The organism is Blautia aquisgranensis, assembly GCF_040096615.1.
Classification (GTDB): Bacteria; Bacillota; Clostridia; order Lachnospirales; family Lachnospiraceae; genus Blautia_A; species Blautia_A aquisgranensis.
The window spans coordinates 46011-59813 of record NZ_JBBMEJ010000008.1 but is presented as its reverse complement, the minus strand read 5'-3'; the positions used below and the strand labels follow the sequence as shown (position 1 = coordinate 59813).

Genomic DNA, 13803 nt, shown 5'->3' with positions numbered 1-13803 from the left:
ACTGAGGAGCAGATAATGGGATTAAATTATGAAGTAGGAGATATGGTCACTTTAAAAAAAGCGCATCCCTGCGGAAACAAGGATTGGGAAATCTTACGTGTAGGCGCAGATTTCCGCCTGAAATGTATGGGATGCGGCCATCAGATCATGGTGGCACGCAAGCTTGTGGAGAAGAATACACGAAATTTAAAAAAAATCGAAAAAAATTAAATTTATGCTTTACATCACGGAAAAGATATGCTAGAATCAACAATCGTGATATATTTCATATCCTTGCTCTTTGACAGGCAAAGGGCCAAAAGACCATAAGGAGGTTAAGACAAGCATGAACAAGTACGAGTTAGCATTAGTTGTGAGCGCTAAGCTTGAGGACGAAGCACGTGACGCTGTAGTTGAGAAAGCTAAAAGCTACATTACACGTTACAACGGCGTGATCACAGAAGTTGAAGAATGGGGTAAGAAGAAATTAGCTTACGAGATTCAGAAAATGCATGAAGGCTTCTACTATTTTATTCAGTTTGAAGCAGATTCTCAGTGCCCAGCGGAGATCGAGAGACATGTCCGCATCATGGACAATGTATTAAGATACCTGGTTGTCAAGAAAGAGGCATAATTTTTTTGCAGCGTATTTCAGAAAATACCATTAAGAACCTGTTCAGTTAAGTGAAATCATAAGAGAGGTAGAACGATGAACAAAGTAATATTAATGGGACGCTTGACAAGAGATCCTGAGGTGCGATATTCCGCAGGAGAGAATGCCCTGGCAATCGCCAGATATACACTGGCAGTTGACCGCAGATTCCGTCGTGACGGAGAGGCAAGTGCTGATTTTATCAGCTGTGTTTCTTTCGGACGTACAGCAGAGTTTGCGGAGAAGTATTTCAGACAGGGACTGAAAATTGCAGTTACGGGACGTATCCAGACAGGAAGCTATACGAACCGTGAGGGACAGAAGGTTTATACGACAGAGGTCGTTGTTGAGGAACAGGAATTTGCCGAGAGCAAAGCATCCAGTGACAGCTATGCAGCGAGTCATCCTCAGACAAATGCGGCACCTGCACCGTCTATGCCAGGTCCAAGCGCAGCAAGCGCCGACGGCTTCATGAACATTCCGGACGGAATTGACGAGGAGCTGCCGTTCAACTAGAACATCTGCTTTAAGACAGATGATACGAATAAGATAGGAGGAAACAATCATGGCTTACAATAGAGGCGAGAGACCAGATTCTCCGATGAAGAGAAGAGGCGGACGCAGAAGAAAAAAAGTTTGTGTATTCTGCGGTAAAGAGAATAACGAGATCGATTACAAGGATGTAGCAAAGTTAAGAAAGTATGTTTCCGAGAGAGGTAAAATTCTCCCGAGAAGAATTACAGGTAACTGCGCGAAACATCAGAGAGCACTGACAGTTGCTGTTAAGAGAGCACGTCATATGTCCCTGATGCCATACGTTCAGGACTAATTCCGATCATCCAAGAAGCCGGTGTGAAACAGATGCAAGTCGTCTGTTAAGCATCGGCTTTGTTTTTTTATCGAATTCCCACGTGAACGGGTTAAATGTCTGGCGATTTATATCATAAGTATGGAATTATAATGAGGAATCTGTTATAATAAAAGATAACTTATGGTTAAATTACGTTAAGAACAGGAAAAGGCAATGAACAACAAAGTTAAATTTAAAGGGCCCATGAAACACTTCATGCGCTGGCCGCTGTATCTTTCGGTGCTGGTCGTGCTGCTGGATCTGCTGGTGTTTATTGTAAGTGTGAAAGCCGGAATTCTGGTGTCTATAGGTACTGTGATCTACATTTTTATCGCAGTACAGCTTTTTCGTTATAACAAACCGCTGATCATCAACGATATGATCGCATTTGCCAATCAGTATGATGTGGTGGAAAAGAGGATGCTTGAGGAGCTGGCACTGCCATATGCCATTATGGATATGGAAGGGCGGATGATCTGGTCAAACCGTATTTTTTCGGAGATCACGGGAAGAGATCAGTTCTACAAAAAAAATATCAGCACGATTTTTCCGGATATTACTCCGGATAAGCTTCCGGTAGCAGACGAGCTGGAGATTTCCGAGATGAGTACACATTTCGGAGAAAGGATCTACAGAGTCTCCATGCAGCGTGTGACAATGGGAGAAGTGGTAAGCCACGCAGATATTCTGGAGGATATGTCACAGAATGTAAGTCTGATCGCCATGTATCTTTACGATGAGACAGAGCTTAAGGAGTACATTCAGAAAAACGAGGATAATAAGCTGGTAGTAGCACTAGCCTATCTGGATAATTATGAGGAAGCTCTTGAGAGTGTGGAGGATGTGAGAAGATCACTTCTGATCGCACTGATTGACCGGAAGATTACGAAATATTTTTCCAATTTTGATGGCCTTGTAAAGAAGCTTGAGAAGGACAAATATCTTCTGATCATGCGTCAGAGTTCTCTGGAAACCCTGAAGGAACAGAGATTCCACATTCTGGATGAAGTTAAGACTGTCAACATCGGAAATGAGATGGCAGTGACCTTAAGTATCGGAATCGGTCTGAATGCATCGACTTATATTCAGAATTATGAATATGCCCGGATCGCCATTGAGATGGCACTGGGACGTGGCGGTGATCAGGTTGTGATCAAAAATGGCAACAATATTACCTACATTGGCGGTAAGGCTCAGCAGATGGAGAAATCCACCCGTGTGAAGGCCCGTGTGAAGGCACAGGCATTGAAGGAATTTATGAGCACCAAGGACCGTGTTGTGGTCATGGGACATAAGATCACAGATGTAGATGCTCTTGGCGCCGGAATCGGTATATACCGTGCCGGTAAGACACTTGGAAAGCCGGTGCATATTGTAATCAATGATCCGACAACTTCTATCCGCCCTCTGATGAGTGGCTTTATGGAGAATCCGGATTACGAGCCATCTATGTTTGTGGACAGCAGTCAGGCGAAAGAACTTGTGGATAATAATACGGTCGTGATCGTAGTGGATACCAACAAGCCAAGCTATACGGAATGCCAGGATCTTCTCTATATGACGAAGACGATTGTTGTGCTGGATCATCATCGCCGGGGTAGTGAAGTGATACAGAATGCAGTTCTTTCCTATGTGGAGCCTTATGCTTCCTCAACCTGTGAGATGGTTGCAGAGATCCTGCAGTATTTTGCAGACGGGCTGAAGCTTCGCAGTATTGAGGCGGACTGTATTTATGCGGGTATCATGATTGATACCAATAATTTTACAACAAGAGCAGGTGTGCGTACCTTTGAGGCGGCAGCATTCCTGCGTAGATGCGGAGCGGATGTGACACGTGTACGTAAGATGCTCCGTGATAATATTGATTCCTATAAGGCAAGAGCTGAGGCTGTACGTACCGCAGAAATCTATAGAGATTGTTTTGCGATTGCAAGATGTCCGAGCGAGGGTCTGGAAAGTCCGACCGTTGTAGGTGCACAGGCGGCAAATGAGCTTCTGAATATTGCCGGAGTCAAGGCATCATTTGTTCTTACCAGCTATAATAACGAGGTTTACATCAGTGCCCGGGCCATTGATGAGGTCAACGTACAGGTCATGATGGAACGAATGGGAGGCGGCGGACATCTGAATATCGCCGGTGCCCAGGTAAAAGACACGATGGATGAGACCGAGAGAATGCTGAAAGAAATCATAGACCAGTTATATCAGGAAGGAGATAAACAGAAATGAAAGTAATTCTTCTGGAAGATGTGAAATCCCTGGGAAAAAAGGGACAGATCGTAAATGTAAGTGACGGATATGCAAGAAACATGATCCTGCCGAAAAAGCTTGGCGTAGAGGCTACATCCAAGAACCTCAATGACCTCAAGCTTCGCAAGGCAAATGAGGAGAAGGTTGCACAGGAAAATCTGGATGCGGCCAAAGCTTTTGCTGAGGAACTTTCCACAAAAGAGATTATTCTTACACTGAAAGTCGGAGAAGGTGGAAGAACATTTGGTTCTGTATCCTCCAAGGAGATCTCTGAGGCGGCAAAAAAACAGCTGAATCTTGACATTGATAAGAAGAAACTTCAGCTGGAGAGCCCGATCCGTAATCTGGGTGTTACCAATGTGCCGGTACGTCTTCACCCGAAGGTAACCGGAAGTCTCAAGGTATGGGTAAAAGAGGCATAATCAATGGAAGAAGCATTGATCAAGAGGATTCTTCCGCACAGTATTGAGGCAGAGCAGTCGGTGATCGGGTCCATGATTCTGGACCGTGATGCGATACTGGTTGCGTCCGAGATACTGACCAGTGATGACTTTTATCAGAAACAGTATGGCATTATTTTTGATGCCATGGTAGAGCTTTGTAATGAGGGAAAGCCGGTAGATCTGATCACATTGCAGAATCGTCTGAAGGAGAAAGAATTGCCGCCGGACATCAGCAGTATGGAATATGTCCGTGATCTGATCGCAGCAGTTCCTACCTCTGCCAATGTGAAATATTATGCGAATATCGTAAGTGAGAAGGCTGTCTTAAGAAGGCTGATCCGTACAACGGAGGAAGTGGCGAACTCCTGCTATCTTGAGAAGGAGAGTACCGAAACAATTCTTGAGGAATCTGAGAAGAAGCTTTTTAATATTCTTCAGAGAACGAACGGAAGCGATTATGTGCCAATCCAGCAGGTTGTCTTAAATGCAGTCAGCAATATTGAGAAGGCATCCAAGTTGAAGGGCTCAGTTACCGGAATTCCAACAGGATTTGTAGACCTGGATTATAAGACTTCAGGTATGCATCCTTCGGATCTTGTGCTTATCGCGGCCCGTCCTTCCATGGGAAAAACCGCGTTCGTACTGAATATTGCCCAGTATATGGCGTTTCGTAAGGATGTGACGGTGGCAATCTTCAGTCTGGAGATGTCCAAGGAACAGCTGGTAAACCGTCTGCTCGCAATGGAATCTCATGTGGATTCCCAGAATCTTCGTACCGGTAATCTGAAGGATGAGGACTGGACGAAACTGGTGGAAGGAGCAGATATCATCGGCGGTTCCAATCTGATTATTGATGATACACCTGGTATCTCCATTGCGGAGCTTCGTTCCAAATGCAGGAAGTACAAGCTGGAACATAATCTCGGAATTATTATGATCGATTATCTTCAGCTTATGAGTGGAAGCGGTAAATCCGATTCCAGACAGCAGGAGATCTCAGATATTTCCCGTTCTCTGAAAGCACTTGCCAGAGAAATCGATGTACCGGTAATCGCACTTTCCCAGCTGAGCCGTGCAGTAGAACAGCGACCGGATCACCGTCCGATGCTTTCTGACCTTCGAGAGTCAGGGGCCATTGAGCAGGATGCCGATGTGGTAATGTTTATTTACCGAGACGATTATTATCATAAAGATACAGAAAAAAAAGACATTGCGGAGATCATCATAGCCAAACAGAGAAACGGCCCCATCGGAACCGTAGAACTTGTATGGCTGCCAAGATATACGCAGTTTGTAAATATGAAAAAGTAGAGCCGTGCGGCTCTGCTTTTTTATGTTTTACACTACAAACCCTGTCAATTTATGTCAACCGATTTTCCTTGCCAATCAAAAGCTTGTACGATATACTGTAACTATGCAGAAATGCATATGATCAGGCATAAGGGGGCGTCACGATGGAAAAAAGATATACAGTTAGACAGGCCGTGACGATGACTGGCGTAAAGTCCTATGTTATGCGCTACTGGGAAGAAGAGCTTGATCTTAAGATCGGGCGCAATGAACTGGGACACCGTTATTATACACCTTATGATATTCAGCTTTTTCTTAAGATAAGTGAACTGAAGAACCGTGGACTTCAGCTGAAAGCCATACGTACACTGATTCCCCAGCTGGCAGAAAATATGTCGGATTCAGCAGAATCAGATGTCCGGGTGCTGGAGGGAGAGGCGGTGGAAATAGAAGATGTACCGCTGACAGAACAGGAAAAATTACATGAGTTTCAGGGAAAGACAGCGGACAATGATAAGATTCTGGAATTCCAGGAGATCCTGGAACGATTAATCCGTGAAGAAATGCAGCGGAAAAAAGAAGGTGAATACCGATGCCGTTCATTGGATGAGGCCATACGCAGGCAGCAGCAGGCAAGAAGAGAAGCGGCTGCTTCCAGTGAAGGACGAAAAAACAGAAGAAACAAAAAAGGCTGCCGGTAAAGACCGACAGCCTCTTTCATTCATATTGTTGCTTAAGCTGATGGTGCGATTACTCAGCAGAGATAGCACCAACTGGACAGGCCTCAGCGCATGTTCCGCAGTCAACGCAAGCGTCTGCGTCGATTACATAATGCTCATCTCCCTGAGAAATAGCCTCGTTCGGGCACTCACCCTCACATGTTCCACAGCTAACGCACTCGTCAGAAATTACATATGCCATAATTGATATCCTCCTTTATAATGGTGTATTATATGTATCCCGTTTAGGGATTCTATCCCCATTCTAATATATCTGTACAAAGAATACAAGTACAAATTTATAAACAAAAATGAAAAATGGAGATGTTTTTTCGGAGGAGAAATGAAACGTTGATTTCAGGGGAATTTCGTATTATAATAGCAGAGCGGGATGAAAACATTTCGATAAATCAGAAAAGGAGATACAATCATGGCAAAGGTTACAAAGAGCATGCTGATCGGAGAGCTTCTCAATGTAGATGCGAATATTGCACCGATCCTTATGAGAGCAGGAATGCATTGTCTCGGATGCCCGTCTTCACAGATGGAATCTCTGGAAGAGGCAGCTATGGTCCATGGACTGGATGCAGATGTTCTCGTAGCACAGATCAATGATTTTCTTGGAGAAGAGTAAGCAGCAAAAAAACTGCTGAAAAAACAAAAAGCCGCTGGTGGAAAATACAGATCAAAAAGATCGTATCTCCATCAGCGGTTTGTTTTTTAGAGGGCAAGAAGTTTCTGAAGAGCATTTTCTACTATCAGAGTTCCGTGCTCGCGAAGATATGCTTCACCGGCCGGAGTGAATGCCCGACCAATTCCATATTCGGAAAGAATATTGCAGACCTTGTTAAATTCCTCCGGAGTACAGTCGGACTGATGAAGAACCAGCTGATAAACGCCGTCTTCTCCCTCACGGTAAAGAACGTTGTTTCCGTCAAAGAAACCGTTCATGCCGTGAGCAGCTGCGATCACGTCATCCAGTCCGGGAAAGCTGTACAGACGGATAAGCCGCACAGAATTCTCGTTGTGTTGGGAAACTGAAGCAGATTCCTGAGATTCTTTGGCTTTTGCTGGTTGAGCTGTATGAGAAGCAACATTGGAATCATCTGATTTCTGGGAAGAATTCTTAAGTTTGGATTCGCACAGCTTCTGAAAAATATCGATAATGTTATCAGCACCATCGATTTCTACAGTATCTACGGGCTTATTTCCCTTAAATGGGGAGAATTTGGAAAAACGTGTATCAAGCTCTTCAGGATCCTCAACCTTGGTGATGATGAGGATGATACTCTCAGCATTTATTGGAATAGCCTCGATCATCAGCGGAATATTGTCCGCTTCAAAACCGAACTGTATTTGAGCCTGCTGCATCATATCGCGAAAGAGACGTTTAGCTTTCTCTGTTCCGTAGGCAAGCTCACTGATACGAATCTGATGACTGTCAAGATCCTCTTTCGTCAGTGTGCAGCGGATCTGATTGTCGTTGATCTTTTCTATTTTCATATAATCACATCCTATGGTCAATAAATTAAGTTGTTTGTTATAGAATCAATCTGATTCTTTTACATACTGTATTATATAACAGCTAGATACAAGATGTAAAGATGCTGATACCATGGAAAAAAGAATTTTTTTATAAATCAGATAAAAAGCTTGCATCTGAACAGAAAAAAGGTATAATGAAAAACAGAAAAGCTGCCTGACCTGAGTAAACAGGACGACAGTACAGATAACTTAAAGTCATACTTTTCTAAAGACAAGATTTCTGTGCATATGTCATCGGTATTTCTGCCGGAGCACAGAGTAAGAATCCCCCCTTTTATTTATATTATATTTATACAGGGTCATTGCAGCTTTTCTGATAACCTATGTTGGTGTTTTCTGAAAACAAAAACCAGGAAAGGAGGTCAGGATACGTCAAATATATCACAGGTAAAAAAGAAATCCGCGAAACCCCTTCGCAGGGAGCTGGAGCTTTATCGTGAGAAAGGAATATCCCTTTATCTGGATGGATCGCCAAGTACTCCGAAAAAGATCGCAAAAGCCTGTCAGATTGCGGAAAACGGAGGGTACATGCGGGATTATACGGAAGATGAGGAAGGCCATATCGCCTGTGTAAGCTTTGATTTTATTCGAAACATTTAAAACAGATTCATGAGCACGAACGGCTTCCCTGAAAAGTGAAGCTGATAAGCTGCTTCCCTGGACTCATACATACCACTGAGGGGAGCCGTTTGTTGCCATGAATGTAAGGAATGAAACGGGAATGTAATTTGCACTGATAAATATAAACAAACTGTGAAAAATTATTAAATGTCGATTTTTGCAAGGAAAACCGGATAAAGTATGTTATAATGAGAACGTTCTTATAACATTCGATACCGAAAGGAAGAAAAAAATGAAAAAAAGATACATGCCCGTTCTGGTGGTATGTCTGTTGATTGTTCTGGTCACTCTTGCGGGAGGGGCTGTATATGGAATCAATAAACTTATTCCAACCAGGGAGCAGATGAGTCTGACAGATTATTATGGTCAGAATGTGGATGGGGAAGCAGCATTGGTGCTGGGAACAGAGAAACTTGATCAGAAGGCGCTGATCTCCGGCGATGATGTATATATTTCCTTAGATGTAGTAGATGGATATCTCAATCAGAGATATTACTGGGATAGTGAAAACAAGAAGATTCTGTATGCGACACCTTCCAGTCTTACGGAAGAAACAGCTTCTGATCAGGCAGGAGGAAATGTCTGGCTGAAGGATGATCAGGTGTATATTCATCTTGATTATATCAAAAAGTATACGGATATCGATGTATATATAAATAAAGACCCCGACAGAGTTGCTATACAATATAAGTTCGGCAATGTATCTACAGTTACGGTTGATAAGGATACCGTAATACGTTACCGGGGCGGAATCAAGTCAGAAATTCTTACGAAAGTGGCGAAAAATACAGTTCTTCGGCTGATGACAGAAGGAGAAGAATGGGATCAGGTAGCTACTGATGACGGATATATTGGATACATTCAGAAAAAAAAGGTAAAAGCAGCGGATACGACCAGTTATGAACGGAATTTCAAAGCAGAGACCTATACATATCTGACAATGGATGAGCCGGTGAATCTGGCCTGGCATCAGACTACAAGCACGGATGCAAACAGTTATTTTGCGGATGCCATTCAGAATATGACAGGCGTGAATGTGATCTCGCCGACCTGGTATTCCGTTGCAGATAATTCCGGAAATATCACAAGTCTTGCATCAGGAGAATATGTGATGCAAGCCCATGAGAAAGGCTTGAAAGTCTGGGGACTTGTGGATAATTTTAATGAAAATATCAGCACAACAGAGGTTCTTTCAAAAACCAGCTCCAGACAGAATCTGGAAAATCAGCTTGTGACAAGTGCGCTGAAAAATGGTCTGGATGGAATCAATATTGATTTTGAGACACTGAGTGAAGATGCAGGAATTCATTTTCTTCAGTTCCTCCGAGAACTTTCCATACAGTGCCATCAGAATAATCTGGTGCTTTCCGTGGATAATCCGGTTCCTGAGAATTTTACCAGCCATTACGACAGAGCTGAACAGGGTAAAGTTACGGATTATATTATCATCATGGGATATGATGAACATTATGTGGGTTCAGATGCAGGTTCCGTAGCTTCTCTTCCATGGGTGGAGCAGGGCGTGAAGGATACTCTGACAGAGGTTCCGGCGGAACGTACGATTCTTGCGATTCCGTTCTATACCAGACTCTGGAAGACGACAGATGGAGGCGCACTGACAAGCGAAGCCATAGGAATGGATCAGGCACAGCAGGCAATCGCAGATAATAGTGCGGAGGTCTACTGGGATAAGAATACAAGCCAGAATTACGGAAAATATGAAGGCGATGGTGCAACCTATCAGATCTGGCTGGAGGATTCCAAGTCGATCGCAGAGAAAGTCAAGCTGATCCCGAAATATAAGCTTGCCGGTGTGGCAGAGTGGAAGCTGGGATTTGAAAACAGCGGAATCTGGAAGGTGATCACGGAGAATCTGGCATAAACAAAAGAAAAGAGATTGTAGACACGCAATGATAAAAACACTCCCGACAGCATATATTTAATTAAATATGCCGGGGGTGTTTTGCGTGAAAAAGCATTTCATAGAGCTGGGAATGGCAGTGCTTATGTTGCTGTGTTTTTACATATTATCAAGGGAAGCAGCGATAACTTCGGGAAAACTTGTAAATGCGTCGAAAGATATGTCAGAGAATAAAGTGATCCTGGTAGATGCAGGACATGGCGGAGTGGATTCCGGAATGGTTGGTGTGGACGGTCTGAAAGAAAAAGGAATCAATCTTAAGATCGCGCAGAAGCTGAAAAGTGTGCTTACGAAAAAAGGTTTTACAGTTGTGATGACAAGAGAAGAGGACAAAGGCCTTTATGAGGAAAATACACAGAATATGAAGGCACAGGATCTTCAGAACCGTATTGCACTGATAAGGGAATATGCACCGGTACTTTCCGTGAGTATTCACCAGAACAGTTACAGCGATCCGCAGGTCAGAGGTCCGCAGGTCTTTTTTTACGAGGATTCCGAGGAAGGAAAAAAACTTGCTCTGGCCATTCAGGAAAAAATGAATCAGGAGCTTAACGTCAGCCGTCCGCGTGTTGCAAAAGGAAATAAGACTTATTATCTGCTGAAACGAAGTGAGGGAGTTATCAATATTGTAGAATGTGGTTTTCTTACAAATCAGGAGGAAGCAGAGCTTTTAAAACAGGAGGACTATCAGCAGAAAGTGGCACAGTCTATAGCTGATGGGATCAATGAATATCTTCAGATCATGAACGAAAAAAATTGAAAAAAATGTGAATAGCCTTTTCACGAAAAGGCTATTCTGATATACTTTACGTGAATTAAGGAGAAAGTTTGATGCTTGGGATCATTTATCTTATATTATGTATATTAACAGGAATGGAAACAGCGGGATGCCTGTTTTCGCGCAAAACAGCTGAAAATGGAAATCGGATATGGGTGATACTGCCGACTGCTTTTGGAACGGGAATTCTGTTACTGACATGGGCAGTGTATATCATTTCCTGGATGATCAGCGTGTGCGCGGGAGCAGAACATCCTCTTTTTTATGGAAATCTGATCGTGATGACGGTTGCAGCGCTGGTAGTGGTCGCAAGATTTCTGAAGAAAAAAAGAAATATATTTCCGGTGACAGAGGGAATGATCTCAAGAAAATGGATCATCAGAAAAGAGACTGTATTATTTGTGGTATTGACAGTATTTGTGACCTGGATGATGTTCTATGTTTTTCATATGAAAGATGGGATTCTGTATTCCGGATTTTCTGTGTTTGGTGATTATGCGCCGCATACAGCGATGATGCGTTCTTTTTCCAGAGGGAATAATTTCCCTACACAGTATCCGCATTATGGCGGGCAGGATGTGAAATACCATTTTATGTTTCAGTTCCTTGTAGGAAATCTGGAATATCTGGGAATGCGTATTGACATAGGATACAATCTGGTAAGCATTTTGTCCCTGGTGGGATTTCTGATGATCCTTTATGCGATCAGTTACCGGATGTTTCGGAGCTTCTGGGCCGGGGCGGTCGCTCTTGCGTTTTTTTTCTTCCGGAGCGGAACTGCATTCTGGCAGTATCTGTGGGAGCATTTACAGGCGGGAGATCTTATACAGACATTACAGTCAAATACAGCTTTTATCGGCTATACGACCAATGAAAACTGGGGACTTTGGAATTTTAATGTATATCTGAATCAGCGACATCTTGCGTTTGGACTTCTGATCGTGGCAGCTGCTGTGTGGATATTTATGGAATGGCTGGAGGCAGGCTGTGCCCATAATGAAAAAGGTCTCCGATGGATCAGAGGAAGATTTTTTTTCCGTGAAGCATGGGTATGCAAAAATGTGGAAACTGCGATCCTCCTGGGCGTATTTCTTGGACTGACTGCATTCTGGAACGGTGCGGCACTGATCGGAGGGCTTCTGATCCTGGCAGGCTTTGCAGTATTTTCAGATGGAAAGCTGGATTATGCGATCTGTGCAGCAATCGCGGTATTCTTTTCGGAGCTTCAATCAAAAATCTTCGTAGCAGGAAGTGTCATGAATCCTTCGTTTTACTGGGGATTTCTGGCTGATAACAAGAGTCTGTCAGGTGTTGTCTGGTATCTGACAGAGATTAGTGGATTTTTCTTTATTGGGCTGTTTGCAGTTCTTGTATTTCTGAAAAGAAAAGAACGGGCAGTTCTGGGAGGATTTGTTCTTCCGCTTGCGTTTGCATTTCTGGTTTCGCTGACACCGGATATCAATGTCAATCACAAATATGTGATGATCTCCTATGCATTTACGGCAATTTTCTGGGGATGGGCAATGCGGGGGATTTTTCTGGCAGGAAAAGAAGGCTGGAAGAAGTGGACAGGCAGGGTTGTCTGTGGAATCTTGTGTATCTGTCTGACTTTAACGGGAATTTATGATTATGTGATTATTCTGAGAGATAACGATACAGGACACAGAATGACTGTCAATATGAACAGCAGTTTAACGGACTGGCTTTCTGAGAATCTTCATAAGAACGACCTTCTTCTGACACCGGAATATACGATGAATGAGGTTACCATGTCCGGTGTGATGCTTTACTGCGGATGGCCCTATTATGCCTGGTCTGCGGGATATGATACCAATTACCGTGCACAGCAGGCTGTGCGTATTTATACGATGGATGATCCGTATACGCTGGAGGAAACGGTAAAGCAGGAGAAGATCACGTATATTCTTTTTGAAGAGGACATGCAGTTTGAACAGCAGCAATGCCGCGAAGATATCATAAAGAAAACATATCCGCTGGTTTATACCTCGGAAGATGGGAGAATAAGAATCTATGAAACATGACAGCTTATATATTATTATGCCGGCATATAATGAGGAGAAAAATATCGGCTCTGTAATCGAACAGTGGTATCCGGTGGTAGAAAAGATCGGAGGAGAAAGCCGTCTGGTGATCCTTAATGACGGAAGCAGGGACGGAACCTATGATGTGATCCGGAAATATCAGAATAAATATGAAAGACTTATCGGGATCGACAAACCGAACGAAGGACATGGCGGAACTATTCTGAAAGGGTATCATTATGCGGTAGATGCAGGTGCAGATTACGTATTTCAGACAGATTCTGACGGGCAGACACTTCCGGAGGAATTCTGGCAGTTCTGGGAAAAAAGAGAACAATGCGGACTGCTTATTGGCTACAGAAAAAAAAGAGAGGATGGTCTTTCGAGATTGTTTGTGACAAGAGTTCTGAGACTTGTGATCTTTCTCATTTTCGGAACCTGGGTAAAGGATGCCAATACACCATATCGTCTGATGAAGGGAAAACAGCTCAAAAAAGTTCTGAAGAGGATTCCTGATGGATTCTTTCTGTCCAATGTACTGATGACGGTGATTTATGAGAAGCATCATCTGAACGTGGAATATATTCCAATCACATTTCGTCCTCGTCAGGCAGGAAAAAATTCTATAAACATGAAAAGAATATTTAAGATCGGCAGACAGGCATTTGGAGATTTTATCCGCCTGCGCCACAGAATCTGATACAGGAGGAACA

16 protein-coding genes are annotated in these 13803 nt (G+C 43.3%); 14 read left to right on the top strand and 2 right to left on the bottom strand.

Translation table 11 applies throughout. The annotated features are described in order from the left end of the window. Window positions 1-15 precede the first annotated feature (15 nt). The 8 genes from WMO28_RS08055 (at window position 16) to WMO28_RS08020 (ending at window position 6165) form a co-directional block, all read left to right on the top strand. On the top strand, window positions 16-210 hold the full coding sequence (locus WMO28_RS08055; RefSeq protein WP_178644436.1) for a DUF951 family protein: 195 nt from the start codon (window positions 16-18) through the stop codon (window positions 208-210). Between the two features lie 115 nt (window positions 211-325). Then, entirely contained in the window at window positions 326-613 is a 288-nt protein-coding gene (gene rpsF, locus WMO28_RS08050; RefSeq protein WP_021977097.1) for a 30S ribosomal protein S6, read from the top strand. Window positions 614-688: 75 nt separating this feature from the next. Further along, a complete protein-coding gene (locus WMO28_RS08045) occupies window positions 689-1147 on the top strand; it encodes a single-stranded DNA-binding protein (RefSeq protein WP_178642017.1) in 459 nt (152 codons plus the stop codon). A 49-nt stretch (window positions 1148-1196) separates the two neighbouring features. Beyond that, window positions 1197-1460: a 30S ribosomal protein S18 gene (gene rpsR, locus WMO28_RS08040; protein ID WP_021651398.1), complete on the top strand. Its 264-nt coding sequence runs from the start codon at window positions 1197-1199 to the stop codon at window positions 1458-1460. Between the two features lie 195 nt (window positions 1461-1655). Further along, on the top strand, window positions 1656-3710 hold the full coding sequence (locus WMO28_RS08035) for a GGDEF domain-containing protein (protein WP_178642020.1): 2055 nt from the start codon (window positions 1656-1658) through the stop codon (window positions 3708-3710). After that, window positions 3707-4153, top strand: a complete 447-nt coding sequence (rplI, locus tag WMO28_RS08030) for a 50S ribosomal protein L9 (RefSeq protein WP_178642023.1) — start codon at window positions 3707-3709, stop codon at window positions 4151-4153. Before WMO28_RS08035 ends, rplI begins: the two co-directional genes overlap by 4 nt. A gap of 3 nt (window positions 4154-4156) precedes the next feature. After that, window positions 4157-5485, top strand: coding sequence for a replicative DNA helicase (gene dnaB / locus WMO28_RS08025; protein ID WP_178642026.1), 1329 nt, complete (start codon window positions 4157-4159; stop codon window positions 5483-5485). Between the two features lie 143 nt (window positions 5486-5628). Beyond that, window positions 5629-6165, top strand: coding sequence for a MerR family transcriptional regulator (locus WMO28_RS08020; protein ID WP_178642029.1), 537 nt, complete (start codon window positions 5629-5631; stop codon window positions 6163-6165). Window positions 6166-6214: 49 nt separating this feature from the next. Here WMO28_RS08020 and fdxA read toward each other — a convergent pair whose 3' ends face one another. Continuing rightward, window positions 6215-6385, bottom strand: coding sequence for a 4Fe-4S ferredoxin (gene fdxA / locus WMO28_RS08015; protein ID WP_015527180.1), 171 nt, complete (start codon window positions 6383-6385; stop codon window positions 6215-6217). A gap of 228 nt (window positions 6386-6613) precedes the next feature. Here fdxA and WMO28_RS08010 point away from each other — a divergent pair, with 228 nt between their 5' ends. Then, window positions 6614-6817: a DUF1858 domain-containing protein gene (locus tag WMO28_RS08010; protein WP_178642033.1), complete on the top strand. Its 204-nt coding sequence runs from the start codon at window positions 6614-6616 to the stop codon at window positions 6815-6817. An 86-nt stretch (window positions 6818-6903) separates the two neighbouring features. Here WMO28_RS08010 and WMO28_RS08005 read toward each other — a convergent pair whose 3' ends face one another. Continuing rightward, complete coding sequence (locus WMO28_RS08005; RefSeq protein ID WP_178642035.1) at window positions 6904-7686, bottom strand: adaptor protein MecA; 783 nt, start codon at window positions 7684-7686, stop codon at window positions 6904-6906. 270 nt (window positions 7687-7956) lie between these two features. On the opposite strand from WMO28_RS08005, the gene WMO28_RS08000 reads away from it, so the two are divergent. The 5 genes from WMO28_RS08000 to WMO28_RS07980 all read left to right on the top strand — a co-directional run bounded on the left by WMO28_RS08000 (window position 7957) and on the right by WMO28_RS07980 (window position 13790). Next, window positions 7957-8328, top strand: a complete 372-nt coding sequence (locus WMO28_RS08000; RefSeq protein ID WP_349056623.1) for a hypothetical protein — start codon at window positions 7957-7959, stop codon at window positions 8326-8328. 253 nt (window positions 8329-8581) lie between these two features. Further along, window positions 8582-10231: a glycosyl hydrolase family 18 protein gene (locus WMO28_RS07995; protein ID WP_178645416.1), complete on the top strand. Its 1650-nt coding sequence runs from the start codon at window positions 8582-8584 to the stop codon at window positions 10229-10231. Between the two features lie 85 nt (window positions 10232-10316). Beyond that, on the top strand, window positions 10317-11030 hold the full coding sequence (locus tag WMO28_RS07990; RefSeq protein ID WP_349056621.1) for an N-acetylmuramoyl-L-alanine amidase: 714 nt from the start codon (window positions 10317-10319) through the stop codon (window positions 11028-11030). A 71-nt stretch (window positions 11031-11101) separates the two neighbouring features. Continuing rightward, window positions 11102-13090: a hypothetical protein gene (locus WMO28_RS07985; protein WP_178645418.1), complete on the top strand. Its 1989-nt coding sequence runs from the start codon at window positions 11102-11104 to the stop codon at window positions 13088-13090. Further along, complete coding sequence (locus WMO28_RS07980; protein ID WP_178645419.1) at window positions 13080-13790, top strand: glycosyltransferase; 711 nt, start codon at window positions 13080-13082, stop codon at window positions 13788-13790. The genes WMO28_RS07985 and WMO28_RS07980 overlap by 11 nt, the downstream gene beginning before the upstream one ends. Window positions 13791-13803 lie beyond the last annotated feature (13 nt).

Excerpts from the sequence above, each read along its gene's own strand:
- WMO28_RS08055 (WP_178644436.1), top strand. The coding sequence starts at position 16 with ATGGGATTAAATTATGAAGTAGGAGATATGGTCACTTTAAAAAAAGCG.
- rpsF (WP_021977097.1), top strand. The coding sequence starts at position 326 with ATGAACAAGTACGAGTTAGCATTAGTTGTGAGCGCTAAGCTTGAGGAC.
- WMO28_RS08045 (WP_178642017.1), top strand. The coding sequence starts at position 689 with ATGAACAAAGTAATATTAATGGGACGCTTGACAAGAGATCCTGAGGTG.
- rpsR (WP_021651398.1), top strand. The coding sequence starts at position 1,197 with ATGGCTTACAATAGAGGCGAGAGACCAGATTCTCCGATGAAGAGAAGA.
- WMO28_RS08035 (WP_178642020.1), top strand. The coding sequence starts at position 1,656 with ATGAACAACAAAGTTAAATTTAAAGGGCCCATGAAACACTTCATGCGC.
- rplI (WP_178642023.1), top strand. The coding sequence starts at position 3,707 with ATGAAAGTAATTCTTCTGGAAGATGTGAAATCCCTGGGAAAAAAGGGA.
- dnaB (WP_178642026.1), top strand. The coding sequence starts at position 4,157 with ATGGAAGAAGCATTGATCAAGAGGATTCTTCCGCACAGTATTGAGGCA.
- WMO28_RS08020 (WP_178642029.1), top strand. The coding sequence starts at position 5,629 with ATGGAAAAAAGATATACAGTTAGACAGGCCGTGACGATGACTGGCGTA.
- fdxA (WP_015527180.1), bottom strand. The coding sequence starts at position 6,385 with ATGGCATATGTAATTTCTGACGAGTGCGTTAGCTGTGGAACATGTGAG.
- WMO28_RS08010 (WP_178642033.1), top strand. The coding sequence starts at position 6,614 with ATGGCAAAGGTTACAAAGAGCATGCTGATCGGAGAGCTTCTCAATGTA.
- WMO28_RS08005 (WP_178642035.1), bottom strand. The coding sequence starts at position 7,686 with ATGAAAATAGAAAAGATCAACGACAATCAGATCCGCTGCACACTGACG.
- WMO28_RS08000 (WP_349056623.1), top strand. The coding sequence starts at position 7,957 with ATGTCATCGGTATTTCTGCCGGAGCACAGAGTAAGAATCCCCCCTTTT.
- WMO28_RS07995 (WP_178645416.1), top strand. The coding sequence starts at position 8,582 with ATGAAAAAAAGATACATGCCCGTTCTGGTGGTATGTCTGTTGATTGTT.
- WMO28_RS07985 (WP_178645418.1), top strand. The coding sequence starts at position 11,102 with ATGCTTGGGATCATTTATCTTATATTATGTATATTAACAGGAATGGAA.
- WMO28_RS07980 (WP_178645419.1), top strand. The coding sequence starts at position 13,080 with ATGAAACATGACAGCTTATATATTATTATGCCGGCATATAATGAGGAG.